Origin of the sequence: Microcoleus sp. AT8-B5, from assembly GCF_036705565.1 — a bacterium.
Taxonomy (GTDB): domain Bacteria; phylum Cyanobacteriota; class Cyanobacteriia; order Cyanobacteriales; family Microcoleaceae; genus Microcoleus.
This window is the reverse complement of sequence record NZ_JAUBUY010000072.1, coordinates 1-24360: the sequence shown is the minus strand read 5'-3', so window position 1 is coordinate 24360 and position 24360 is coordinate 1. Positions and strand designations below refer to the sequence as shown.

General features: G+C 47.2%; 28 protein-coding genes and 1 pseudogene. 14 read left to right on the top strand and 15 right to left on the bottom strand.

What is annotated here, in order from left to right; translation table 11 throughout:
* Positions 1-78: 78 nt before the first annotated feature.
* Positions 79-297, bottom strand: a complete 219-nt coding sequence (locus tag QUB39_RS28405) for a hypothetical protein (protein ID WP_333264165.1) — start codon at positions 295-297, stop codon at positions 79-81.
* Between the two features lie 311 nt (positions 298-608).
* On the opposite strand from QUB39_RS28405, the gene QUB39_RS28400 reads away from it, so the two are divergent.
* From QUB39_RS28400 to QUB39_RS28380, 5 genes are all read left to right on the top strand, one after another.
* Positions 609-971, top strand: coding sequence for a ferredoxin-thioredoxin reductase catalytic domain-containing protein (locus tag QUB39_RS28400; protein WP_172186333.1), 363 nt, complete (start codon positions 609-611; stop codon positions 969-971).
* A 147-nt stretch (positions 972-1118) separates the two neighbouring features.
* Positions 1119-1526, top strand: a complete 408-nt coding sequence (locus tag QUB39_RS28395) for a DUF309 domain-containing protein (protein ID WP_333058239.1) — start codon at positions 1119-1121, stop codon at positions 1524-1526.
* A 314-nt stretch (positions 1527-1840) separates the two neighbouring features.
* Positions 1841-2311, top strand: coding sequence for an LptA/OstA family protein (locus QUB39_RS28390; RefSeq protein WP_333058238.1), 471 nt, complete (start codon positions 1841-1843; stop codon positions 2309-2311).
* A 173-nt stretch (positions 2312-2484) separates the two neighbouring features.
* Entirely contained in the window at positions 2485-3213 is a 729-nt protein-coding gene (gene lptB / locus QUB39_RS28385; protein ID WP_333034782.1) for an LPS export ABC transporter ATP-binding protein, read from the top strand.
* Between the two features lie 81 nt (positions 3214-3294).
* Complete coding sequence (locus QUB39_RS28380; protein ID WP_333264167.1) at positions 3295-4461, top strand: LptF/LptG family permease; 1167 nt, start codon at positions 3295-3297, stop codon at positions 4459-4461.
* A gap of 72 nt (positions 4462-4533) precedes the next feature.
* Here the strand turns inward: QUB39_RS28380 and QUB39_RS28375 are convergent, their stop codons facing one another.
* Entirely contained in the window at positions 4534-5901 is a 1368-nt protein-coding gene (locus QUB39_RS28375; protein ID WP_333485211.1) for a hypothetical protein, read from the bottom strand.
* Between the two features lie 118 nt (positions 5902-6019).
* Positions 6020-6310 (bottom strand): hypothetical protein, encoded by a 291-nt coding sequence (locus QUB39_RS28370; protein WP_333485210.1) that lies wholly within the window; start codon positions 6308-6310, stop codon positions 6020-6022.
* A gap of 54 nt (positions 6311-6364) precedes the next feature.
* Here QUB39_RS28370 and pgl point away from each other — a divergent pair, with 54 nt between their 5' ends.
* The 5 genes from pgl (at position 6365) to QUB39_RS28345 (ending at position 11117) form a co-directional block, all read left to right on the top strand.
* Positions 6365-7084, top strand: coding sequence for a 6-phosphogluconolactonase (gene pgl, locus QUB39_RS28365; RefSeq protein ID WP_333058235.1), 720 nt, complete (start codon positions 6365-6367; stop codon positions 7082-7084).
* A 562-nt stretch (positions 7085-7646) separates the two neighbouring features.
* Positions 7647-8444 carry an FHA domain-containing protein gene (locus tag QUB39_RS28360; RefSeq protein ID WP_333058234.1) on the top strand — a complete coding sequence of 266 codons (798 nt, stop codon included), beginning with the start codon at positions 7647-7649 and terminating at the stop codon, positions 8442-8444.
* A gap of 82 nt (positions 8445-8526) precedes the next feature.
* On the top strand, positions 8527-9018 hold the full coding sequence (locus QUB39_RS28355; protein ID WP_333058233.1) for an FHA domain-containing protein: 492 nt from the start codon (positions 8527-8529) through the stop codon (positions 9016-9018).
* A gap of 55 nt (positions 9019-9073) precedes the next feature.
* A complete protein-coding gene (locus QUB39_RS28350; RefSeq protein WP_333058232.1) occupies positions 9074-9811 on the top strand; it encodes a PRC-barrel domain-containing protein in 738 nt (245 codons plus the stop codon).
* An 853-nt stretch (positions 9812-10664) separates the two neighbouring features.
* Entirely contained in the window at positions 10665-11117 is a 453-nt protein-coding gene (locus QUB39_RS28345) for an FHA domain-containing protein (RefSeq protein WP_333058231.1), read from the top strand.
* 141 nt (positions 11118-11258) lie between these two features.
* Here the strand turns inward: QUB39_RS28345 and QUB39_RS28340 are convergent, their stop codons facing one another.
* Positions 11259-11837 carry a DUF1997 domain-containing protein gene (locus QUB39_RS28340; protein ID WP_333058229.1) on the bottom strand — a complete coding sequence of 193 codons (579 nt, stop codon included), beginning with the start codon at positions 11835-11837 and terminating at the stop codon, positions 11259-11261.
* Positions 11838-12045: 208 nt separating this feature from the next.
* Here QUB39_RS28340 and pheA point away from each other — a divergent pair, with 208 nt between their 5' ends.
* Positions 12046-12993, top strand: a complete 948-nt coding sequence (gene pheA, locus QUB39_RS28335) for a prephenate dehydratase (RefSeq protein WP_333058228.1) — start codon at positions 12046-12048, stop codon at positions 12991-12993.
* Between the two features lie 34 nt (positions 12994-13027).
* A complete protein-coding gene (locus QUB39_RS28330) occupies positions 13028-13669 on the top strand; it encodes a pentapeptide repeat-containing protein (RefSeq protein ID WP_333058227.1) in 642 nt (213 codons plus the stop codon).
* A 33-nt stretch (positions 13670-13702) separates the two neighbouring features.
* On the opposite strand, the gene QUB39_RS28325 is transcribed toward QUB39_RS28330, so the two are convergent.
* The 9 genes from QUB39_RS28325 to QUB39_RS28285 all read right to left on the bottom strand — a co-directional run bounded on the left by QUB39_RS28325 (position 13703) and on the right by QUB39_RS28285 (position 21689).
* The gene (locus QUB39_RS28325) at positions 13703-14641 is read right to left on the bottom strand and encodes a PspA/IM30 family protein (RefSeq protein ID WP_333058226.1); all 939 of its coding nucleotides are present in this window, start codon (positions 14639-14641) and stop codon (positions 13703-13705) included.
* A 213-nt stretch (positions 14642-14854) separates the two neighbouring features.
* A complete protein-coding gene (locus QUB39_RS28320) occupies positions 14855-15496 on the bottom strand; it encodes an LON peptidase substrate-binding domain-containing protein (protein ID WP_015174045.1) in 642 nt (213 codons plus the stop codon).
* Positions 15497-15830: 334 nt separating this feature from the next.
* Entirely contained in the window at positions 15831-16034 is a 204-nt protein-coding gene (locus QUB39_RS28315; protein ID WP_333058225.1) for a hypothetical protein, read from the bottom strand.
* Between the two features lies 1 nt (position 16035).
* Positions 16036-16353 carry a 30S ribosomal protein S10 gene (rpsJ, locus tag QUB39_RS28310; RefSeq protein WP_006632193.1) on the bottom strand — a complete coding sequence of 106 codons (318 nt, stop codon included), beginning with the start codon at positions 16351-16353 and terminating at the stop codon, positions 16036-16038.
* A gap of 210 nt (positions 16354-16563) precedes the next feature.
* Positions 16564-17793, bottom strand: a complete 1230-nt coding sequence (gene tuf / locus QUB39_RS28305) for an elongation factor Tu (protein ID WP_190660866.1) — start codon at positions 17791-17793, stop codon at positions 16564-16566.
* A 101-nt stretch (positions 17794-17894) separates the two neighbouring features.
* Positions 17895-19967, bottom strand: a complete 2073-nt coding sequence (fusA, locus tag QUB39_RS28300; protein WP_333058224.1) for an elongation factor G — start codon at positions 19965-19967, stop codon at positions 17895-17897.
* A 348-nt stretch (positions 19968-20315) separates the two neighbouring features.
* Positions 20316-20786 (bottom strand): 30S ribosomal protein S7, encoded by a 471-nt coding sequence (rpsG, locus tag QUB39_RS28295; RefSeq protein ID WP_006632196.1) that lies wholly within the window; start codon positions 20784-20786, stop codon positions 20316-20318.
* A gap of 145 nt (positions 20787-20931) precedes the next feature.
* Positions 20932-21312 (bottom strand): 30S ribosomal protein S12, encoded by a 381-nt coding sequence (gene rpsL / locus QUB39_RS28290; protein ID WP_006632197.1) that lies wholly within the window; start codon positions 21310-21312, stop codon positions 20932-20934.
* A 251-nt stretch (positions 21313-21563) separates the two neighbouring features.
* Entirely contained in the window at positions 21564-21689 is a 126-nt protein-coding gene (locus tag QUB39_RS28285) for a hypothetical protein (RefSeq protein ID WP_333058223.1), read from the bottom strand.
* A 78-nt stretch (positions 21690-21767) separates the two neighbouring features.
* Between QUB39_RS28285 and QUB39_RS28280 the strand changes: the two genes are divergently transcribed.
* Positions 21768-21971 (top strand): hypothetical protein, encoded by a 204-nt coding sequence (locus QUB39_RS28280; RefSeq protein ID WP_333058222.1) that lies wholly within the window; start codon positions 21768-21770, stop codon positions 21969-21971.
* Positions 21972-22190: 219 nt separating this feature from the next.
* Positions 22191-23045: an Npun_R2479 family HD domain-containing metalloprotein gene (locus QUB39_RS28275; protein ID WP_333058221.1), complete on the top strand. Its 855-nt coding sequence runs from the start codon at positions 22191-22193 to the stop codon at positions 23043-23045.
* Between the two features lie 149 nt (positions 23046-23194).
* Here the strand turns inward: QUB39_RS28275 and QUB39_RS28270 are convergent, their stop codons facing one another.
* Positions 23195-23710, bottom strand: coding sequence for a transcriptional repressor (locus tag QUB39_RS28270; protein ID WP_333058220.1), 516 nt, complete (start codon positions 23708-23710; stop codon positions 23195-23197).
* A gap of 116 nt (positions 23711-23826) precedes the next feature.
* A pseudogene (locus QUB39_RS28265) lies at positions 23827-23976 on the bottom strand (chlorophyll a/b binding light-harvesting protein); the annotation flags it as partial.
* Between the last annotated feature and the right edge of the window lie 384 nt (positions 23977-24360).

Below are 24360 nucleotides of genomic sequence, written 5' to 3'. Positions count from 1 at the left end.
AAAATCTAAAATCTAAAATCTAAAATCTAAAATCTAAAATCTAAAATCTAAAATCTAAAATCTAAAATCGATTGACTGTTAATCGCGCAAAAGTTTCGATAAATCCGGGTCAGTTTGGTGTACTTGACCTAAAAACCAAGCGTGCAAACCTATAGCATACTGCGCGTACAGATGGCTAGCAGCGCCGGGAGTCAATTCAAGCACTAATGCGACTAACTCGGTGTCAGCCGGCCAAATCAGCCCAGAAGCAGGAGATTTTCGATCGCCTGTGCCGGTGCGGTTCGGGGAAGTTGCCATCAGATGCCGTGCCTATAGCCGTCACAGAAAGAGCGCCGTGCTATCTTAGCCGATTTTTATCCCCTTTGGGGGATGATAGTTGAGGGCGATCGATCGCCCAAATCTTTTGGTAGCTCCAAAAACTCGCTCTCCCGCCAGTTTCCCCCACCCTCCGGGATAGACAAAAACCACTAAAAAACCAACAACCTAAAACTCAATCTTTGTCAAGGTTTTCTTCCTTGTAACTAAACAGAAATATACCAGTGTTTAAAATCACATTCTGCGCTACAATTGTCAAAAGCTCGTAGCATCCTCAACTCCGATCCTAAACTATGAACACAACAGAAAAATCTAAACTATCCAACGAAAAAACTTTGGAGGCAATGAAGAATTTCTCCGAAACCTACGCCAAGCGCACGGGAACTTACTTTTGTTCCGAACCTTCCGTCACTGCTGTCGTGATAGAAGGACTAGCAAAACACAAGGATGAACTAGGCGCTCCCTTATGCCCTTGTCGCCATTACGAAGATAAAGAAGCCGAAGTAAAAGCCGCCTACTGGAACTGTCCCTGCATTCCCATGCGCGAGCGCAAAGAGTGTCACTGTATGTTATTTCTGACGCCAGATAACGATTTCGCTGGAACAAATCAGGAAATAGGAATGGATCAGATTCAAGCGGTCAGAGATACTATGTAATTAGTTAAGTAGGCGGTCGTGAAATGGCAGTAGTTTTGAAAAGAGGTCGTTATTTTTCCTATTTTTAAGACTTAGCTATTTAACCAAAATCGATCGCCGCCTACTCAAACACACATCCGCCATCGAAAATCCCCAATCTCCAATCGAATGACAGAGGAAATCCCCATCGACTTTTGGCAAGGTATCGAACAGTTTAACAGTCAAGACTTTTATGCTTGTCACGACACTCTAGAGGCTTTGTGGATGGAAGCTGGCGACCCAGAAAAAAGGTTTTATCAGGGAATATTGCAAATTGCCGTCGCGCTTTATCACTTAGGAAATCAAAACTGGCGCGGTGCAGTAATCTTGCTGGGAGAAGGAATAAATCGGCTCAGTTATTATCAGCCTAGTTATGCTGGAATTGCAGTTGAAGACTTGCTCGGACAAAGTGCTAAACTTTTGAGCGCTTTGCAACAAGCTGGCCCGGAAACAGTTGCTGATTTTTTACCTTTATTCGCAGGTACAGAAGTTGCAGGCTTGCAATTGCCGCGAATTATCAAAGTACCAAAAAGTTAAATAAAAGTTAAATAAATGTTTGTATTAGGGTGCAGTATACTTGGCCTCTACACAGAGGAGGGCTGGCTTTCTTGCCCGCTGCACAAGCAGATTTATTTGCTGTGGAAGGAGCATCTTGCCCGTTCCCGGTTAAGACAGTTGCAGCCACTGAGCAAAATAGCCAATTAAATTCGCTGTTGTCTTGCTAGGATAATTGGTTGAGACTATCGGGTCAATCGATCGACCTCACGGGAATCTTTCTGACCGTTAAGATAAAATATCTAACTGGAGATAATGCCCTTCAGCAATTTCACAAATATTGAGACTCCAAGCTTATGATGTCCTCCGCTAAACTACTCAATTCCCGAATATTCAAAGGATTATCGCTGCTGTTGCCCCTCACTCTGGCAGGCGCGATCGCCTCTCCCACCTACCCGCAAGCCGGGCCGCCCCGCACTCTCAGCGTGCGATCGGACATTCAAGAAGCCGACTCCAAAACCGGCATCGTGACAGCCCGCGGCAACGTCCAAATCAACTATCCAGCCCGCCAAATACAAGCAACTGCGGCTCAAGCTCAATATTTCAGCCGCGAGCGCCGGATCATTCTCAGCGGAGATGTTTACGTATTGCAGCAGGGCAACAGCCTGCGCGGCGAAACCATAACATACCTCATCGACGAAGGGCGGTTTATTGCCCTCCCAGACAACCCAGGACAGGTAGAATCTGTTTATCTGGTTGCCCCCGAACAAGATGCGGCAGCCCAAAATACATTGGGATCCCCACGTCCAACTACAGCCCCCCGGTAACAGTGGCTTGCAGCAGCGAAATTTCGCCTCAGCCAAAACCTACTACTTGGGATAGATGCGAAATTTCGTCTTTATAAAACTCACAAACTTGAAAAGGTAAAATTTAAATTAGAGACTCGATCGCACAAAGCTGCAGTCTGAAATTGAGCTTGTAGAGGTTGCCGGGAGCGAAAATGAAAATTGTACTCGAAAATATTCACAAGTCCTACGGAAAACGCAATGTAGTCAGCCGCGTCAACCTGTCAGTAGCCCAAGGAGAAATCGTAGGATTACTCGGCCCCAACGGTGCCGGCAAAACCACAACATTTTACATAGCAACCGGATTAGAAAAACCAAATCAAGGCACCGTTTGGCTAAACGATTTAGACATCACTAAATTGGCGATGCACCAGCGAGCACATTTGGGAATTGGCTATCTCGCTCAAGAAGCAAGCATTTTCCGAAACATGAGCGTGCGGGACAACATTTTGTTAGTCCTAGAACAAACTCAAGTGCCACGCTGGGAATGGCGCGAGCGAGTCGATTTCCTATTGCAAGAATTTCGCTTAGAAAAAATAGCATCCAGTTTGGGAATTCAAATATCGGGGGGAGAAAGACGACGGACTGAACTGGCCAGAGCCTTAGCCGCAGGGCGAGACGGGCCGATGTTCCTATTTTTAGACGAACCGTTTGCAGGCGTCGATCCAATCGCCGTAGACGAAATTCAAACCATTATTGCTAAACTGCGCGATCGTAAAATCGGCATCCTCATCACAGATCACAACGTCCGAGAAACCCTCGAAATTACCGATCGAGCCTACATCATGCGAGACGGCCAAATTTTAGCCTCCGGGGCTGAAGAAGAACTCTACAGCAACCCTTTAGTGCGACAGTATTACTTAGGTGACAACTTCGTGCGATAGTCTTTTGAAGGCATTCGGCAAACGGTAGAATTTTAGATTTGAGATGTTAGATTGAGGAGCAAACTGCAAAAATCCCAAACTATGAAAATAGCAATATCCAATTCTTTGAATCCCATCAACTGGCTGCCGAGAATTTCCGTAATGGACTGGTACATTACCAAAGAACTAATCGGCCCATTTTTATTTGGCGTTGGACTCTTTACATCCGTCGCCGTCACAGTTGGAGCCTTATTTGAATTAGTCCGCAGAGTAGCAGAATCCGGCCTCCCCTACGGCGCAGCCATAGAAATTTTTCTCCTGCAAATTCCCTACTTCGTAGTATTGGCTTTCCCCATGTCAATGCTGCTAGCAACCTTAATGGCCTACAGCCGAATGTCAAGCGACAGCGAACTCATCGCCCTCCGCAGTTGCGGAGTTAGCGTGTACCGATTGATACTGCCTGCTGTGATAATGAGTTTAATTGTTGCAGGTTTAACTTTTGGTTTGCAAGAGTTAGTTGTACCCGCCGCCAGCTACAGAGCAACTCTGACTTTAGACAGAGCCCTGAAGCGAGAAAAACCCATATTTCAAGATAGAAATATTATCTACACAGAATTTCGCAAACCAGAAAAAGGCGGCGACGAAATCCTGGCCCGCTTTTTTTATGCAGAACAATTTGACGGCCAGCAAATGAAAGGTTTAACAATTATCGATCGCTCCACCCCAGGCCTCAATCAAATCGTTTCTTCAGAATCCGCTACTTGGAATGCCTCAGAAAATACCTGGGATTTTTTCAACGGAACCGCTTATATAGTAGCTCCTGATGGCTCTTACCGCAATATAGTTAGGTTTCAACACCAGCAGTTGCAACTGCCCCGCACGCCCTTAGATTTAGCTGCGAGAGCGCGGGATTTCAAGGAAATGAACATTGCCCAAGCTTTAGAGCGTTTGGATATCCTTAAAAACAGTGGCGACGAACCGCAAATTCGCAAATTAAAGGTGCGAATTCAAGAAAAATATGCTTTTCCTTTCGTGTGCATGGTATTTGGTTTAGTGGGAGCTGCTTTGGGAACTCAACCGCGCCGCTCCGGTCGAGGAACGAGTTTTGGTATTAGCGTAGTTGTGATTTTTACTTACTACGTATTTTCTTTCATCACCAGTTCTATGGGCGTGAAAGCTGTTTTGACTCCGATTCTTTCGGCTTGGCTGCCCATCGTGTTTGGTTTGGGAATCGGGGGATTGTTGTTGGTGCGGGCTGCCGCTAGGTAAGTTTTACCAATAACATTGGGAATTGGGAATTGGGAATTGATAATATCGTTTTCGTGGCCGAACTTCCATCATTTAAGGATTAGAAAAAGTATTGATTTCGCCACCGCCAATGTAGCGTCCCGGAGCCAGGGAGCCTGGTGTAGCAAAAGTTTGAGGTTGAATGGGCTGCACGCCCTGATTGGTATTTTGGGGAACAACTCCAAAGTTAGGCTGCTGTGGTAAATTAAGCTGACTCGGTGGAGGTGTTTGAAATTGAGAATTCGCTGAATTGGGAGAGAATTGAGGGTTAATTATCTTGCTTCCCCCAATCCCATTCGGAAAGGGAGATGGACTGACATTCGGAAGTAGAGGCGTTGGCGAAGGTATGGCTACTGGAAGTGCCACAGGTTGAACTTCTGGTGCGAAGCCGGAACCAGATAAATCAGTTTGGTAGGGATTTTTCGGCAAAGCCACCGTTGCAGCCCCTGCATTAATTTCCGGGAGGTTCGGTACTCTGGAAGTTAACCCCGCCGATGATTCAGGGACTGTAGCTGTCGGTTTTAAGAATTCTTGAGATTCCTTGCTCGCAGTATTTGTCGGAGCCACAAGTGGCAGAAGTGCTGTGGGAACATTCACAGGATTTGCTCCTCCTTGAGCTGTAGCGGTCGTTGGGAGCAAATTTGTCGCATTTCCTGCAGCAGGATCGGAAGCCGGTCGATCGAGCAATTTAGCCGATTCTGCTGTTTTCTCATCCGAAGCCGCCGTTGGCGAAGTGTTAGCAACGACGTATTTTTTCATAGCTGCTTGCAGCGGACTCAAAGGCAGAGAATTTTCGTTTTGTTTACCTGAATTAGCATCGCTAGACGCCTCGGATAAAATTGCTGTCGCTGTACCCCCAGACTCAGGCTTAATCGTTTTTATCCCGGAAGTTAGTCTCTCGCTGCTAGATAAACTCAATGCTGATGTTGCGTTTGAACTTGGCAAGCTGGAATTTTGGGGGTTATTGTTTCCGGCCTCGACAGCAGGATTTGCTAAATTTGGCAAGGAGAAAAATCCGCTGCTTCCTACCTGCTTGGGTGCTGAAGATGGCTGAGGAGTTTCTAAGTCCCGATCTCGAAGTTCCTCGAATAAACCTTTGCTTTTTACTACTGATGAATTTAACAAGTTCAGCTCAGAAGCAGTAGATCCATTAAACTGATTGACTAGCACTGGTGAGCTGTCGATTTCAGCGGCAATGGCGGTATCTTCAGCAGATAGTCCCGATAGCGAAGCTGGAGTGTTTGAGGCTGGTTCTTCTTCGCCATCTATACTCAACCTTTCTGGATTTACAGAGACCTCCCAGATAAATAATCCCCCTGCACACAGCACGGCTAAGGGAGCCCAAACCGCCGGTTGCGTCCAGTGGCGCAACCGCGCTATTAGATAGCGGACTGATGTAGGAAATCGCTTAAAAATTGACATAGTTTTGCTTCCTTCCGAGCGTGCGGATTTAAAACTATTTTTCCTAGTCTACCACATCAATCTTGATTATTTTTGCTATGTCGGCGTAAGTGCGATCGGGAGCATCTCGGTTTGGCTTTTACTGTCGGTGTGCGATCGTCCGGCTGGCTATATTTATAGACTTTGCTGTGCGGGACGGCTCGGAGTCCCAAAAAACGCTTTTTACTTTCGGCCCAGATGCTCCGAGTACGATCGAACTTTTGATTGAAAGTTGCGACAGCTCAATGCAACCGGTGAAAATCCATAAAGCACTGGTAGAAATAAGTCTTGCTTTCCTTAAATCAAGGGGCATAACATGATAAAATCTTATGGGATGCGGTGCGCGGCCTGCCGGGTCTGTCAGCCGATCGACCTCAAACCAAAATGTCAAGGTAAAATTGGCAATTGGTGAGAACAACACCCAAGTAAAGTTGAGAGGAAATTAATGAAAAAAGTAGTTGAAGTATTAGCAAATCGGGAACAACTAATAGATCGATCGCTCGATATTGTGCTGTCGAAAATCTCAGAAGCCATAGCAGAACGCGGACTTTGTACGATCGCCGCAGCGGGCGGAAGCACACCAGAACCCCTATACAGATCGATCGCAGCCCAAGACCTGGCTTGGGACAAAATTCACGTTTTCTGGGGCGACGAACGCTACGTTCCCCCAGAACACCCAGACAGCAATCAAAAAATGGCGCGCCTCGCGTGGCTCGATCGAGTGAATATCCCCGCCAGCAACATCCACCCCATGCCCACAGGCGCCGGCGACCCCGCAGCCGACGCGGAGGCGCACCAAACCGAATTACAGCAGTTCTTCAAAGTATCCGACGGCGAGTTTCCTGCCTTCGACATCATTTTATTGGGCATAGGAGACGACGCCCACACAGCCTCTCTATTTCCCGGCACAGCAGCCTTGGAAGTCCGGGATGCCCTAGTAACTGTCGGCAACAAAGACGGTCAACCCCGCATTACCTTTACAGTCCCCTTAATCAACCGGGCCCGGTGCGTCATCTTCATGGTCGCAGGAGCCAGCAAACAACCCGCCCTTGCTCAAATTTTTGCCCCCGCAGCCGACGAAATGACTTATCCAGCCAGACTCGTTCAACCAGAGGGCGAGCTTTGGTGGCTCCTCGATGCGGCGGCTGGCGCAGCAGTAAAATAGCCCATAGAGTCGCAAGCGTGCCAACACAGTCAGCATTATCACTAACTCAATCTTGCCCATCACAGCTAACGTCACGGCGTCAGCTCAGTTGCTAGTATTAGAAGCAATATAAGAATTGTGGCGGTTAAAGTTAAAATTTGACCATATACACGACGAGTATTTTTGTCAGGAACCTCAGCCCTGACGGCATGAGGCTTGAAAGAGAAATCTAACAAGCCATTCTGACGGGCCAAGCGTCTTAACTGACTACGTTTTGTGAGTCACGACACCCGCTTGATACGAAGCTAGTCCCTTGCTCTGTCGCTAGTGGTTAAACAGTTCTCAGGTAACTGGAACAGTGCTGCTAGCCGGCGCAAGCTCCCTAAACAAAGGCGCGTGCTAACTTTACCCCAGAAATGGGAGATTGAGGACAACCATATCCTCACGGGGGGGCAACCATACCCCCCCTACCCCGCAAGGGGATTCAATTCAATGTAAAGCCGTCCTGTAAGGACGGGGTTTCAGACCCAAGGACTTTTGATGAGGCTGATTTGAAAATCTGGCCGATAGCAAGGAGAAATCGATGATTGTCTGTCCCAATTGCAATCACCAGAACCCCGACGGGGCCAGCCAGTGTGAGGCTTGCTACACGCCTTTACCTGCTACCGCAAGTTGCTCGAACTGCGGTGCAGCAGTTCAGACAGATGCAGCATTTTGCGGCCAGTGTGGCTTTAACTTGCGTCCGGGTTCCATATCCATAGTTCCAGAAGTTGAGGTGACAGTAACGTCCCCCTCGCCTGTAGGCCCCACAGTGGTATCGTCACCGGCGCCCGATTTAGTGCCACCCGATCCTCTGATGGCAATGGAACCTCTAGTTACCCTGAATAAGGGGCTCAACTTGGAAAAAACTACCGCCAGCATTCCGACGATTCCAGATCCCCCGCCTTCGCCCTCGGTTCCTGTTACAACTGAATCGGTGGCAACACCAGTAACTATCTCTCCTCCGGTTCCGGACCTGCAGCCAGCAGGTGTAGCTAAAACTCAACTGCAACAGCAGTCCGCGCGCCTGCTACACGTTCAGACAAATACCCCGATGGAATTGCCTCACAGTCTGGCTGTGGTTCACATAGGCAAGCCAAATGACTTAGTGCCGCCGGATATTGATGTTTCGGGATTTGCTAATTCTGAGATAGTTTCTCGGGTACACGCAAATCTCCGGGTGGAGGGAGATGCTTGCTACCTAGAAGATGTAGGCAGTTCCAACGGCACTTACGTCAACAATACTCCGCTACCCAAGGGAAACCGCCACCGGTTGCGACCGGGAGACCGCATCTCTCTGGGCAAAGGAGACCTGGTTACGTTTTTATTTCAAATCTCTTAGAGCGAGTTTGGATTGGGCGATCGAAAGTCTAAAATCTAAAATCGCATCTTGAGGCGCTCTACCAAAACTCAATGCTGCCAATGTGATTAAGCTGACCTTGCTACATCCACTCCAGTCTATACCCGTCCGCAGTTGGATCTTTGAAGACGAGCAGGTCGTGCGGATCGGGCGCTCGACCGAAAACCACGTCGTTCTTTTTAGCGCTGTGGTTTCTCGTCGCCACATCGAATTGCGGCGCAGCGGCATAACTTGGGAACTGATCAATTTAGGTACCAACGGCACTTACCTCGATGGTAAGCCGATCGCTAAGGTTCCCATTGTGGACGGTCTGATCGTTCACTTGGCTCGCTCTGGGCCGAAAATTCAAATCAACGTAGGCCCGAATCAATCCTCCGTCCAGTTAGGACTTCTTGGCGTCAAGCCCAGGGAGGCTAAGGAAATTCACGCTCCCTCGGCCGGCGTGCACATGAGCACGATTCCCGTTCCCGACCACAAAGAAGTTGGCACTTCCAGGGAAGAGGACGAGTTAACCCAGGCAGATAATAATCGCCATTATTCGGAAGAAGAATATTAAATCGGCTTCTTTGGACGATCGACATTTTTCAAAGGCGGCACTCAGGAGTTTATTTATGAGTACATCACCACAGATTGTTAGGCGCAGCGAACTGCAGGGCCGCCGCACCATCGACCGCAGAACGGCGGAAGAGGTCGGCAGGGTAGATCGGGTTTGGCTCGATGCTCACTCCCAACGGGCGATCGGCTTTACTTGCAAGTCGGGACTTTTGGGGAGCAAAAAAACTTGGTTCGCTTGGGCGCAAGTAGATACGGTGGGGGAAAATGTTTTTGTCACCATTAACCCGGAACTGCCGGAACTTCATCAGCCGGAACAAGCTGTTTGTCCGATCGGGCTTGAGGTGCTCACGGACGCTGGAAATAAGGCAGGTGCAGTGGTTGACTACCTATTTGATGTCCGCACGGGTTCAGTCACCAACTACCTATTTAAATCGAGCGGCTGGCGCGGTGTTTTAGACGACATTTACTTGTTACCTGTGGCAGCTATTTCGACCATCGGCAGCAAGCGGGCGATCGTCTCTGAAGCTGCTGTATCGGAACCCGTGCAGTACGCGGACGGACTGCACAAAAAAGTCGGTCTGGTAGCAGAGTTTTTACATGAAGATTTCGACAGAACTCTCAAAAATGTGGCAGGTGTGAAGCGGGGCGCTCAAAGTCTGGCGGAAAAATTCCAAGATAAAGCTCTCGAAGTCAGGGATGTAGCTCAAGAAAAAGTTGCAGAGTTGAAGCGGCAAAGGCAAGAATCTGTCCCGCCAGATCCGAATCCGGAGCCGCCTGAGTCAGATTTGAGCTGAAGTTTGGCCTTCCCGCTCGCCGGGGGACTAATTGCCGAGCGCATTTGGGGGCCGCGCGCGAGGAAGGTCGATCGGTATTTTCGCTATGAGAGATTGATGCCTTGTCGCTCAAAATTCCAGTGCTGCTCAAAGCATTGTATTTTAAAGGTATTGCATCAATAAGGAAAATGTTAGCAACTCAAAATGACCTATGCTGTTTGATACAACTCACATCTTGCACTATTCTCAAGAACAGGCATCTTGCCTGTTCCACAAAGAGTGAATTTTCTTGTGAAACAGGCAAGATCCCGCTCCCTAAACAAGTAATTGAGAATGGTGCAATATCTCAGATACAATCCACAAGTATTTTATCTAGACACCCCAGGATTAATAATTGGTTAACTTCTTTCTTTATAAACAGCAAGTCGTTGAGCAGTGACTCTCGCCCGACCGAGAACTCGAATCAGCGGTGCAACCAGCGCGGGTCTGAGTTAAATTCTCTGGTTCATCAGCGGCAAAAGGATTATTTAGCCGATAGAATTGAGCGACTCACCCATCGGCAGAATCGCTCCCTCACAGACCAAATTAATCAAGCGGTTAAAACCGCTGTCCATTACTGGGAAGTTCACCCGATTTATCACATCGTGTTTGGTTGTTACCGAGTACCGCAAAAATTTGCCCCTGCGCCAAAAGCTAACCCTCAAAAGTTGCTTCAAATACCTCAAGCAGCCAAAAGTTCGACTTTTAGGGCAGATAGGGGGAATAGTGGTCCACTGACGACGCCTTTAAAAAGCAAATTTTTTGCAGTTTTCTCCCAAAAAATCTCTCTGGAAGTATCCCCGTTGCTGTCTGGCGGTGGAGTGTCAAAACATCAGTGATTACCTTAACTCTTTTACATCCTATCCAGTCTGTCCCAGTTCAAAGTTGGTGTTTTGAATCAGAACCGGTGGTTCGGATCGGTCGATCGAACGACAATGATGTAATTATTTACAGCGCTGTAGTTTCCCGCCACCACGTAGAACTGTGGAATCACGCTAATGGCTGGGAAATTATTAATTTTGGTGCTAACGGCACTTATGTAGATGATAGACCGATCGCTCAGGTGTCCGTTGTGGACGGGATGACAATTCGCTTGGGCAATTCTGGGCCAAAAATCAGGATTCGGGTGGGCGCAATGAATCAACCGGGCAAAATAATCAAGCCACCGCAGCGCGAATTTCGCCAAAAGGACGAAGTTTCAAAAGACAAGTCAACTCCTTTGCCGGGGGGCGTGGGAATCATCGAAGACGATGAACTTGGAGGGATCACTCAAATCGATCTTGACTGAGCGGCAGCTATCTATCCCTGCTGGCTCGTTCCGACAAATATCCCGATGTCCAAATCGAGCGTCTAAGTAATACTGTGGTAAGTTGCCTGATTTGTGCCTAAATATCCCTATACATTAATTAACAGCTTCTTTAGTAGGATTTCAGCCTTCTAAAGATAAGATAGGGGGGATCTCGATCGATCTTAGTTCACTTTCGCTGCTTGCCCAGCGGCGGTAATCTAAGAGCAACTGGTGCATCAACCGCTGTTTGACGCTCAGCAGTACGCTCTTGAGCAAAGCATTCCCCGTTGCTTCTAAAATGGGTTTGGGCGTCAGCCAAAACGGCGGCGGTAATTCTACTTGCACTTCCAAATCCGCTTTTCCCCTCAAGTATGCTACCCCGCTGCTTTGGTGTACACAAAGCTTTCCTTTGAGATTGAGAGCAAAGCGATCGTTTATATAACCCACGCCACGAATTTCGCAGGCGACGGACTCCAAATTGATTGTGCCATCCGACTGGGCCCACACCCTCATGTCTACTGTGGGTTGAATGCTCAGCATCATAAATTGTAACGGTCGCATTTTTAAGCGGAAACAGTCCTCGCTTAGCTGTTGTGTGCGACTTTGATCGACAAGGGCGTTCACCAGTCGCCTCGGCTGACGCAGATAATGTTGAATGGGAACCCGTTCCTCTGGTACGGCGAGCTCAACGGATTGGGAAGAATTAAAGCGGGTATACATGAGAAAATATCAAAATATAGGATTCCTAAGCATATCTTAATAAACTATCACCTTTTTTTGGGTGACATAAGTCGCGTCCTAAGTCGTGTACCCAGCAATGTCATCCGAGAAATCACTGATAAAAGCTTTCGGGACATCGCTAATTTTTCATCATACTTCCTAGCTGATGAGAGTAAAGCAAACATTTGTAACCTAAAATTGCCTGTAAATGAAAATTTCGTTAGCGAAGCCCTCGAAGAGGATCGCACATCTCGGCCCTGTTGGTACAAATGCAGAAACAGCGGCTCTAGCTTATGTCAATTGGTTGAGCCTGGAAACTAACTTGGAATGCACCCTGTGTCCTTATTCCACCATTTCTCAAGCGCTAGAGGCATCTGCCGTAGGGCAGGTTGATTATTCAGTTGTGCCCGTCGAAAATTCGATCGAAGGCAGCGTGACTGTCACCTTAGATACACTGTGGCGACTCGATCAACTCCGCATTCAACACGCCTTAGTTTTGCCAATTTCCCACGCCCTAGTGTCTAATGCTAAAAATTTTAACGAGATTAAAAAAGTTTACTCTCACCCGCAAGCGCTAGCTCAGTGTCAGGTATGGTTGGGGCAGTTTATTCCCTCAGCCCAATTAATTCCGGCGAATTCAACCACGGAAGCATTGCAATATCTGGAAGATACAAATGTAGCAGCGATATCTTCGCCAAGAGCTGCTGAACTTTACCATTTGCCAGTGTTAGCTCACCCCATTAATGATTATCCCGATAATTACACTCGATTTTGGGTACTCAGTAGGAGTGGTGGAGAAATCGCCAACGTAGAACCAGGGGATCACTCATCCCTTAAATCCATTACACAATCTGCTTCTAAGTTGATCCTCGATGCTTCATCGTCTAATTGCACCCATACCTCACTAGCTTTCAGCGTACCTGCCAATATGCCGGGAGCACTGGTAAAACCTTTGCAAGTATTTGCCAGTCGCGGTATTAATTTAAGTCGGATTGAATCTAGACCGACTAAACGATCGCTCGGAGAATATATTTTCTTTATGGACGTTGAGGCTAACGCCTGCGAAGCATTTGTTCGATCGGCACTCGAAGAATTAAAAAATCACACCGAAACTTTAAAAATATTTGGTTGCTACAATGTACTGTCAGTAGTATAATTTATTTTTAAGTAAAACTTAGGAGGCTGGCGAGATGAATGCTGATGAACTTCTCAAGCGATACGCAGCCGGAGAAAGAAATTTTCATGAAACCAACTTGAAAGAGGCTTTTTTGCGAGAAGCTTTCCTAATTCATATTAATCTAGCCTGTGCAAATCTGAAGGAAATCAATTTTGCTTTGGCGAACTTAAGGGGGGCAAACTTAATAGCTGCCAAGCTAAAGAATGCTTGCCTAGTGATGACCAGCCTAAATGGGGCTAACCTAAGCGGAGCCGATCTAACTTTCGCAAGATTAACAGGAGCTGACCTGATTGAAGCAAACTTGGAAAACGCCAACTTGAGCGACACCAAAATGATTGGTGTTAATTTGAGCGGAGCAAACTTGGAAAACGCCAACTTGATGGAGGCGAACCTCCTAGATGCTTGTTTGGACAAGACAAACCTTGAAAAAGCCAATCTCAGCGACGCTAAACTGCGGGGAGTGAGTCTCAGAAGAGCAAACTTGAGAAACGCTTTTTTGTGTGAAAGTAACCTTGAGGGCGCTGATTTGAGCGGTGCTGATTTGAGCGGTGCTAATTTGAGCGGGGCATTTTTATGCGGTGCTAATCTGGAGGGAGCTAAGCTAGATGAGGCAAATTTAAGTGGGGCAATACATTTTTGCGTCAGACAAGTTTGAACTCACGGAATATATAACAGAATAATCCGACAATTAAGGACTAAAAAATATACTATTGACTTGGCTGAAAGTGAAGTCTATTTGCTGCTGTACCTTAGCAAAATGAAGCTGCATCTTGAGGATCTCTTTCTTGGAATTAGCTTGAGCAATCTTACTTTCCAAAGCCAGCAAGTTGCGATTGAGAGTTTCTACTCGCACAGTTTGGTAGTCTAAGTCAATTTTTAGTTCTGCTGCCCGATCAACTTGAACCTGCTGGCGAACCACGGCGAGGCGGATTGAATTCTTATCCTGTGTCTGAAGAGCTAGCAAAGCTCGCTGCTGCCACTGGTGGGCTTGAGATTCAGCTTGATTGTACAGCCACTGAATCCGCAGTTGGGCGGAAATCGCACTGCCAACAGCCTGACGCAGTTCTTTGAGAGGTTCCTGAATTTCTAAGATTAATAGTTCCCAAAGATTCATCAGTTCGGTGGTAAATTCTTCCCGTTCAACAGAGGCTACCAGTGCTTCTAATAGCAACAAATTTGGTTGCATTTGCTGCGTAATTGTCTCAAATATTAACTGTGCTTCGGACATTTGCCGATCGTAATTTTTTTCGGAGACTGCACCGGATGAGTGCTTTAATATTTTTTCGGTGCTGTCTACCTCAGCTTCTGCATCTGAACTTGAAGCTACAAAGGCCTGTAATTTTTCGCGGGCGATCGAATTCAGCCTTTGTCGAAGCAAATCGCAGGCCGCCCGCTGCACTCGCCCTGTTTCGCTTTGACAAATCTTGATGACTATTTTTAAGCCGGCATCGCCGTAATTCAATGTCTCTCTCAGGGCGGCGATTCGATGTTCTTTGACAGAACTAGACAGCCGATGTTTAACTCCTGCTAGTCCGCCGAGCACTACACCGCCCACAGGAGGTGGTAGTTGACCGCCTCTAACTGCATCGTATGGTTTCGGTTGGTCGTGATTTTCTAACACAAGCATTTACTGCTATAAGGAACCTATCCGAACCTGTTTGAAGTTAAGAATTAAACAGATACCTGTTCCAAAAAAGAATGGAACTGTAGGCAATCTCCAAACCCTTAGTTCAATAACTCATTCCCCATCGAAAATCGAAAATCGAAAATCGAATGATTTTTGTGTAATTATTTCTTCAATGCAGGTCAAACCGATCGTGCTTTTTCCTAGGCAAATTGGCTACTTGAGGGTATCTTTAAGTACAGTCCTCGCTGCCAAGTGATTGCGAGTAGAAGTCAAAATTTCGGTTTCGCGTTCCAATCTCGCAGCAGTATCTTGCAATTCTAAAAGAGTTTGCTGTTCTGTCGCTGCACCGTAAAGGTAGCTGGCTACCCAGTAGGACAATTCTGTAGGCAAACTGGGAATGTCTTCGGGCAGGTCGATCGGCTGATCCATCAATTTGCTGGAGAGGCGAACTACATCTCTCAGCAGTTGTTCGACATCTTTTCCCAAAGGTCTGAGGTCTTGTTGCGGGGGTGCGTCTTCGATCCATTCTACTAGACCGACTAAATAGGGTTTTTCCCGAACGGCGTCGAGGACTCGGAACCGCTGCTGGCCGAGAGTCATAATTTTCATGCGATCGTCGGGCAGGCGCTGACAGTGAATCACTTCGGCGCAACAGCCAACTGCAGAGACTTTGTTTTGGTTGGGGTCCCACATGAGCACACCGAAACGCCGATCGCCCTCCAGAATCGTATTCATCATGATTCGATAGCGAAACTCGAAGATTTGCAGTGGGAGTGGCCTACCTGGAAATAGAACCACTTCCGGCAACGGAAATAAGGGGAGTTCGCGAACTGCTACAGAGGAAGAGGATGCCATTGTCGCTCAAAAGTGACGGTACTTGCGCTTATTTTTCTTACTTTAACTGATTAAAGGCAATTCCGGGGCAGGAGCGATCGGGCTTTTGCGCTGGCAACGGGATCGACTGCTCGCTATCTCCGGTGCTGGCAGCTTGACAAAGGCGTTATTTCGTCAAAATGTTAAATATACCTTTTTGCTAAACTCAGTGCTGCGGAAGGCGATGATAGCGACTGCTAAAGGAGGGTTTTTGTAGTGATACCCCCTTAATTAAGAATAATTATTTAAGTTAGTGCCGGAGCCAAAATTATTGCTGATTAATAACTAATAACTCATATAGCCACTGCCAAGACGGTTAGGACGTTGTTAATGGCTGAAACGATTGATTTTCTTCCTTCTTCCTTCTTCCTTCTTCCTTCTTCCTTCTTCCTTCTTTCTTCTTCCTTCTTCCTTCTTCCTTCTTCCTTCTGCTATAACTAATGACTAGGGAAATTTCAACAAAAAGAAGGAACAATTTATTTAATCTTTGTTCCTTCTTTTCAAGTTTTCGATAAGTCAATCTACAGCTTGACTTCGATATCTACGCCGGCGGGCAAATCCAGTTTCATCAAAGCGTCAATTGTTTTTGCCGATGGCTGGTGAATGTCGATAATCCGGCGGTGCGTGCGGGTTTCAAAGTGTTCGCGAGAATCTTTGTCTACGTGGGGCGATCGCAGCAAGCAGTAAATCCGTCGTTTTGTCGGTAGGGGAATCGGGCCGATCGCTGTGGCTGCTGTCCGATTTGCTGTATCTACAATCTTTTCGCAGGATGCGTCTAGAATTCGGCGATCGAAAGCTTTGAGGCGGATGCGAATTTTTTGTTGTTGAATTGTTGCCATTTTTGTTTCTTGAATTTTCGAGGTTCAGTTTATTTTTAGTCATTAGTCATTAGTCATCAGTCATTTGTTATTTGTTATCTGTTATTGAACATTTAACCCATAACTACTAACAACTGGCCACTAACCTATAACTACTCACTACTCACTAAATAGCAGAAAAGCCTATTGACATTTGGCGGCTTTTCTGCTATTTAAGCTGTTATGCGAGTCCTACTTGAGGATTTTGGAAACAACGCCGGCGCCGACGGTGCGGCCGCCTTCGCGGATAGCGAAGCGCATTCCTTGTTCGATCGCGATCGGGTGAATCAACTCAACAGTCATTTTGATCCGGTCACCTGGCATCACCATTTCTGCTTCACTACCGTCATCAGCGGTGAATTGTGCGATCGTGCCGGTCACGTCAGTGGTACGGACGTAGAATTGAGGGCGATAGCCAGAGAAAAAGGGCGTGTGCCGGCCGCCTTCTTCCTTCTTCAGGATGTACACTTCAGATTCAAACTGAGTGTGAGGCATGATGCTTTTCGGCTTGGCAATCACCATTCCGCGCTCAATATCCGCCTTTAAAATCCCCCGTAGCAGTAGACCAACGTTGTCGCCGGCCAAACCTTCTTCCAGAGACTTGGTGAACATTTCTACACCAGTCACTGTAGTGCTGCGAGTGTCCTTAAGACCCACCAATTCGACTGTTTCGCCGACTTTGATAGTTCCACGTTCGATCCGGCCTGTGGCGACAGTACCCCGACCAGTAATCGAGAATACGTCTTCAACTGCCATCAAGAAAGGCTTGTCAACTTCGCGTTCTGGGGTGGGGATGTAAGCATCTACTTCTTCCATCAGCTTGTAGATTTTGTCAACCCACTCATTTTCGCCCTTGACAGTCTTGGGATTAGCAAGCATCGCTTCGAGAGCTTTCAATCCCGAACCTGTGACGATGGGGATGTCATCGCCCGGAAAATCGTAAGAGCTCAAAAGTTCGCGAACTTCCAGTTCTACCAATTCCAACAGTTCAGCATCATCCACCATGTCTTCTTTGTTCAAGAAGACAACCAAGCTGGGAACGCCAACTTGCTTAGCTAGCAGGATGTGTTCGCGAGTTTGAGGCATGGGGCCGTCTGCTGCTGACACTACTAGGATGCCGCCGTCCATTTGAGCTGCACCGGTGATCATGTTTTTCACATAGTCAGCGTGTCCGGGACAATCTACGTGGGCATAGTGCCGACCTGTGGTTTCGTATTCCACGTGAGCAGTATTAATCGTAATACCCCGTGCTTTTTCTTCAGGCGCAGCGTCGATGTCGGCGTAGTTCTTAGCCTTTGCTTGACCTAGTGCAGAGAGAGTCATCGTAATCGCGGCGGTCAAAGTTGTTTTGCCGTGGTCAACGTGACCGATCGTGCCGATGTTTACGTGGGGCTTATTCCGTTCAAATTTTGCGCGTGCCATTCTTGATCTGTTCCTTGTTTCTTTTAGCGATTTTAGACTTGAGATTTTAGATTCTAGACTTTGGATTCAATCCAAAATCCAAAATCTAAAATCCAAAATCATTAGTTCCCTTTGTTCTTAGCGATAATGGCTTCAGCCACGTTTCGCGGCACTTCTTCGTAATGGCTGAATTCCATTGTGAAGATGCCTCGACCTTGGGTTTTCGAGCGGATGTCGGTGGCGTAACCAAACATTTCTGCTAGTGGAACTTTTACAGAAACTTTGGCTATCCCCTGATCCGTCTCTTGACCTTCGATCTGACCCCGACGCGAGTTGAGGTCTCCGATGACGTTCCCGATGTAATCTTCGGGAACTTCCACCTCTACTTTCATCATAGGCTCTAGCAGCACTGGAGACGCCTTCATCACGGCTTCTTTGATCGCCATTGAACCGGCGATCTTAAATGCCATTTCTGAGGAGTCTACATCGTGGAAAGACCCGTCTACCATAGTAGCTTTGAGGTCAATCACGGGATATCCTGCTACAATACCTGATTCGCACGCTTCTTTCATCCCTTGTTCTGCTGGGCCGATGTACTCTTTGGGTACAGTGCCACCAACAATTTTGGAGACAAATTCAAAGCCGCTTCCGACTTCGGTGGGTTCTAGTTCGATCACGACGTGACCGTACTGACCTTTACCGCCGCTTTGGCGGATAAATTTACCTTCGGCGCGGACGGATTTGCGAATGGTTTCACGGTAGGCTACTTGTGGCTGACCCACGTTCGCTTCTACTTTGAATTCCCGCAGCATCCTGTCTACCAGGATTTCCAGGTGCAGTTCGCCCATGCCGGCGATGACTGTCTGGTTGGTTTCTGGGTCAACGTTGACTCGGAAGGTGGGGTCTTCTTCCGAGAGCGACTGGAGGGCTTTGGAGAGCTTCTCCATGTCTTGTTTGGTTTTGGGTTCGACAGCCACCGAGATAACTGGCTCTGGTATAAACAGAGATTCCAGAATCACTGGCGCTCCTTCTTCGCAGAGGGTGTCGCCTGTGAAGGTGTCTTTCAAACCCAAGGCTGCTCCCAAGTCTCCGGCGCGCAGTTCCTCAACTTCTATCCGATCGTCCGCTTTGAGTACAATTAGGCGAGAAACCCGCTCTTTTTTGTCTTTGGTGGAGTTCAGGACATAGGTTCCTTTTTTGAGGATACCGGAGTAGACGCGAACAAAGGTCAGGCGGCCGTAGGGGTCAGCCATGATTTTGAATGCCAGAGCTGACAGCGGGGCGTTGTCGTCGGCAAACCGCTCTGCTGTGTCGCCGTTGGGTAGGAGTCCTTGAATTGGAGGGACTTCCAAGGGCGACGGCAGATAGTCGATGACTGCATCCAACAACAACTGAACGCCTTTGTTTTTGAAGGCCGAACCGCACAACATGGGGACGATCGTACCTTCGACAGTGCCATGACGCAGGGCCAAGCGGATTTCGTCTTCCGTTAACTCTTCGCCTTCGAGGTATTTCTCCGTGAGGGCGTCGTTGGTTTCTGCTACCGACTCGATCAGCTTGGTGCGGTATTCTACGGCTAGATCCTTTACTTCATCGGGGATTTCTACTTCCTCGATGTCGGTTCCCGTGTCGTTGTTGTAGATATAGGCTTTCATGTGCACTAAGTCTACAATTCCCCGGAAGTTTTCTTCACTGCCGATCGGGATTTGGATGGGTACGGCGTTCGCTCTCATGCGATCGCGAATTTGGCCGTAGACTTTGTAGAAGTTTGCCCCCATCCGATCCATTTTATTGACGAACACGATCCTCGGTACTTTGTACCGATCAGCCTGTCGCCAAACTGTTTCGGATTGCGGCTGCACTCCCCCTACCGAGCAGAACACTGCGATCACTCCGTCGAGCACTCGCATCGAGCGTTCGACTTCGATCGTGAAGTCTACGTGTCCGGGAGTGTCGATGATGTTGATTTTGTAATCTTTCCAACTGGTGGTGATAGCAGCGGCAGTAATCGTAATTCCCCGCTCCCGCTCTTGCTCCATCCAGTCAGTGACTGCTGTTCCCTCGTGCACTTCACCCATTTTGTGAACCATGCCTGAATAGAACAGAATTCTTTCAGTTGTTGTTGTTTTGCCCGCGTCTATGTGGGCTGCGATGCCGATGTTGCGAGTTTTTTCTAGCGGGACGGTACGTGCCACAGCTACCTCCTTAATCTTGTGTTGCTGTTATAATACTATTATACTACACAGTAACCCTATTTTGCACTCCCCAGTGACTTACAAAAGTCTCTGGAGCTTATTGTTACATTTTAATATTTTTTGCAAGATTTGTTTACAAAAATATTAAGGATGCGACATGGAGGATTCAGAGAGTGCATGAATTTTGAGTGCATGAATTTTGATTTTGAGAGTTTTGAGTTTGCTTCACCAATCGCAACTGCGCCAAGAGAAGCAATCTCAACACTCAAAACTTATTACACTTTCCAATTTCTCACCCGATGCTTTTATACCGCACGATCGCGCTCTTCTCCATGCCAGTTGTTGCAGTTAGTAGCGGTAGTGAGCAAAAGCCTTGTTAGCTTCAGCCATCCTGTGAGTTTCTTCGCGCTTGCGAATAGCACTCCCTGTTTCGTTAGCTGCATCCATCAGTTCGTTGGCTAGCTTGGCGGCCATCGAGCGGCCGGTGCGGGCGCGGGCAAATCTGATCAGCCAGCGGAGGGCGAGGGTTGTACCGCGATCGGAACGCACTTCCATTGGCACTTGGTAGGTGGCGCCACCTACCCGGCGGGCTTTGACTTCGACCAGGGGTGTCGCGTTTTTGACTGCTTTTTCAAACAAGTCTAACGGTTCAGCCCCTGTGCGTTCTTGGATGGTTTTGAGGGCGTCGTAGACGATGCTGGAGGCAACGGATTTTTTGCCGTGCTGCATGATCCGTCTCACCATCATGCTTACCAACCGGCTGTTGTAGGTTGGATCTGGTGGAACTGGACGTTTTTGAATAACTGTGCGGCGAGACATAGTTCTATTTGGGATTTTTGATTTTGAATGATTGAGTTTGGGGTTTTGGGATCACATTTCGATTTATGACGATCGAGCGTGCAATTGAGCGGCGCGATCGGATTTATTTTTGCTTCCCAACCCCGACGATCGGGCGAGTTCCGTGTTATTTTTTCTCTTTAGGACGCTTGGCCCCGTATTTGGAACGACCCTGCTTGCGGTCTTTCACCCCAGCGGTGTCTAATGTACCCCGAATGATGTGGTATCTAACTCCGGGCAAATCTTTTACCCGACCGCCCCGGATCATTACTACCGAGTGTTCTTGCAAGTTGTGACCGATCCCTGGGATGTAGGCGGTGACTTCAAAACCAGAGGTCAGCCGTACCCGAGCCACCTTCCGCAGCGCCGAGTTGGGTTTTTTCGGGGTGGTCGTGTACACTCTGGTGCAAACTCCGCGGCGCTGCGGGCAACTCTTGAGAGCTGGCGATTTGGTTTTTTTCTGCGTTTGTTCCCGTGCTGAACGGATGAGTTGCTGAATAGTGGGCATGAGTTACGGCATTTCTAGCTTTTTGCTGAATATAGTGATTTGGCTGTATCCGCACTGAAAGTCCCTTCCCCTCTGGGGGGACGGGATGAATGAAAATAATTATGGGTAAGTGAGGATACCAGACTCTGTATTGTACACGACGCGTGTTTCTTTGGCAAGAAATTTGCGCGACCCGCGCTCAAACTTCCTTCCTTGCTGCAAGTTGGGAGGGGGCGAGCGCAACGGGAGAATGGTATGTGACATCCTATAATTTAGGCGCAACTATGATGATTGTCACAGCCGTCAGCAAAATTTATGACGATCGCAATATCGCGCTTTTGCGATCGAATTACCATTGTGAGGAGAGGCGCATTAACTCCAGCCTGGGATCGCATCACAGTCTATAGCCGATCTACATCACATAAAGTTATCTAAAATTACCGGACAATAAGAAATATACATTGAGTTGACAGCAGATGACAACCAAAGCTTATATTCCTGAATATACAATTTCCGAACTTTACTTGAACATTTGGAAATCCGGTAAGATCGATCGCACTGTGTTCCAGCAAATTCAATACGCAATTAATTCTCACAGTTTAAAAAGTTCAGAGGATCGAAAAATTGTTAGCAGGCTGCTGTATGCAGTACGGCGGGGATGGGTGTCAGTGATGGACTGAGTTGCTTCGGAGTTTTGAGTCAGGGCGCGAGATTGCTTCGTAAGTCCCCGGGCGTAGCTGCGTCAATGAGTTTTGAGATTGCTACCCACTTGCCATCCACAGATCACAACACACACGGGGTGCAGGAGTTGTGAGCTAAAATCTCATCCATAAAATTTAGAGGACTCCCAAATAGATGCACCCCTGTGGAAAGGCAATATTAAGGTAAAAGGATAGGGTATGTTTAATTCTACAGAACTTCTGATCGAGGCTTTCATCGAACAACTTCAGAACGGTTACAGCCGCACTTACGGAGGCTACAAATCAGACTATGCTGACATTATTGCCTGGGTGGGGGCAATGGCGTTAGAAAACATCGCCAACAGCGACGCTCTTTATCACAATGTAGAACACGCCATTTGCATTAGCTTAGTCGGTCAAGAAATCTTGCGGGGAAAACACATTCGCAAGGGCGGAGTTTCCTGCGAAGATTGGCTGCACTTCATCATTTCTTTGCTGTGCCAAGACATCGGATATGTCAAAGGAGTTTGCCGGCAAGACCAAGAATCAGAAGGATTATATGCTACAGGAAAAGATGGCATGAGAATTGCACTTGCTCCCGGTGCAACGGCGGCCAGCCTAGCTCCTTACCGAGTTGACAGAGCTAAATTGTTCATTGACGAGCGCTTCGGCAACCACAAGCTAATTAATGCTGAGATAATTAAGCAGAACATAGAACAGACTCGTTTCTCGGTGCTTGACGGTAACACAGACGAGGATGCAGTTAATTACTCTAGTTTAGTGCGCGGTGCTGACTTGATAGGTCAGCTCAGCAACCCGCAATATTTGCAGAAAATTGGCGCGCTGTTTTACGAGTTAGAAGAAAGCGGTGCTACTAAAGTTTTGGGCTATCGACATCCGGGCGACTTGCTGCAAAGCTACTCTAAGTTTTACTGGAGCGGTATTTATCCTCACATCAGTGAATCTCTCGGTTACTTGCAGTTGACGCAGGAAGGCAAACAGATTGTTGCTAGTTTGTACGCTAACATATTTCGGATGGAACACCAACGTTGCGATTCTTCTGAGGTTGCTTAATTGCAAAAGTGAATTCAGCAGTCAGCCGTCAGTTGTCAGTTGTCATTGGTTATTTTTAGGTGCTAATAACTAACAGCTCATAACGAATAAAAAAGCACAAATCACCAATTACCACCAATTACCAAGTGCCGAAGTTTATTTGATTCAACTCAACTAATTTCCTCCTTCATTTCCGAATGATATCTGGGACACAACCAATTGCTGGGTACCAAAGAAGGCCATCCCTCCCGTAGCGCTTCCAAACAAACAGCTCGCACAGTTAACTGACAGTCAAGCAGTTCTACCCCAGCTTTTTCAACTTGCTTTTTGCCAATTTTTAAAATAGATTCATCGCTAAATTCAAAGGTTTTGTGACACTGAATGCAAACCAGATGGTGGTGGTGGTGCAATTCGGGAAAATTCAGTTCGTAATGTTTGTGTCCTTCTGCTAATTCTAGTTCACGCAAAATTCCTATTCTTGCTAATAAATGCAGCGTTCGGTAGACAGTAGACAAGCCTATTCGTTCTCCTTTATTCTGCAAAGTCTTGTATAATTCTTCCGCACTTAAATGATTGCCTTGTGGCAGATTTTGAAAAACACTCAAAATAGTTTCTCGCTGGGGAGTCAGGCGGCAGCCTCTTTGGTTGAGTTCGACTTTGAGTGAGTTAGCACTGTATAAATTCATGTCGGAAAAAATAAAAAAGTTGAACGAGGATTGTCATGGATTATCTGTTATTTATTCGTGCTATTTTTTAGATGCTCCTAAAGTATATTTTCCGTGAGAATCCATGTAAATTTAGACTCCAATAGGGTATAGACTCCCGCCCAGAAGACGATGAGGCCGGCGTGGGCGACGTGGATACGGAGCAAACGGCCCGAAAGGTTGATTAAGCCGGCGTTGCCGACCCACCAGGGAAATGATTTTCCTTCGGCTGGGAAGGATTTTGCCATGCTGGTCACGGCGATTTACCTCTTGAGAAAGATGCCAGGGGGGTTTTAAGCGATCGCAGGTTATTGATATAGATAATCAACAATTTTAGTATTTTAGTCAAGGGGTATTTGAGAAAAATTTTCACTGATTTGAGTTCTGGTATGTAAATCAGTAGGAAAAAACATCGTTTTATCACGATTATGACTGTTTTTGGCGCTTGAGCGGAGTTTGGCCTCTCGTTAGCAAAAATAACAGCTAAAGGAATACCTCTAAATTTATTGATAAATAATATTATTAAGGAGTATTATGGCTAGAGTATTGTTTAAGTAGGGCTTGCCGAAAAAGCCTAAAACCTTTACAGAGAAAGACTTTGACTGGTTTGAACGCTCCGCGTGTGCAAGCTT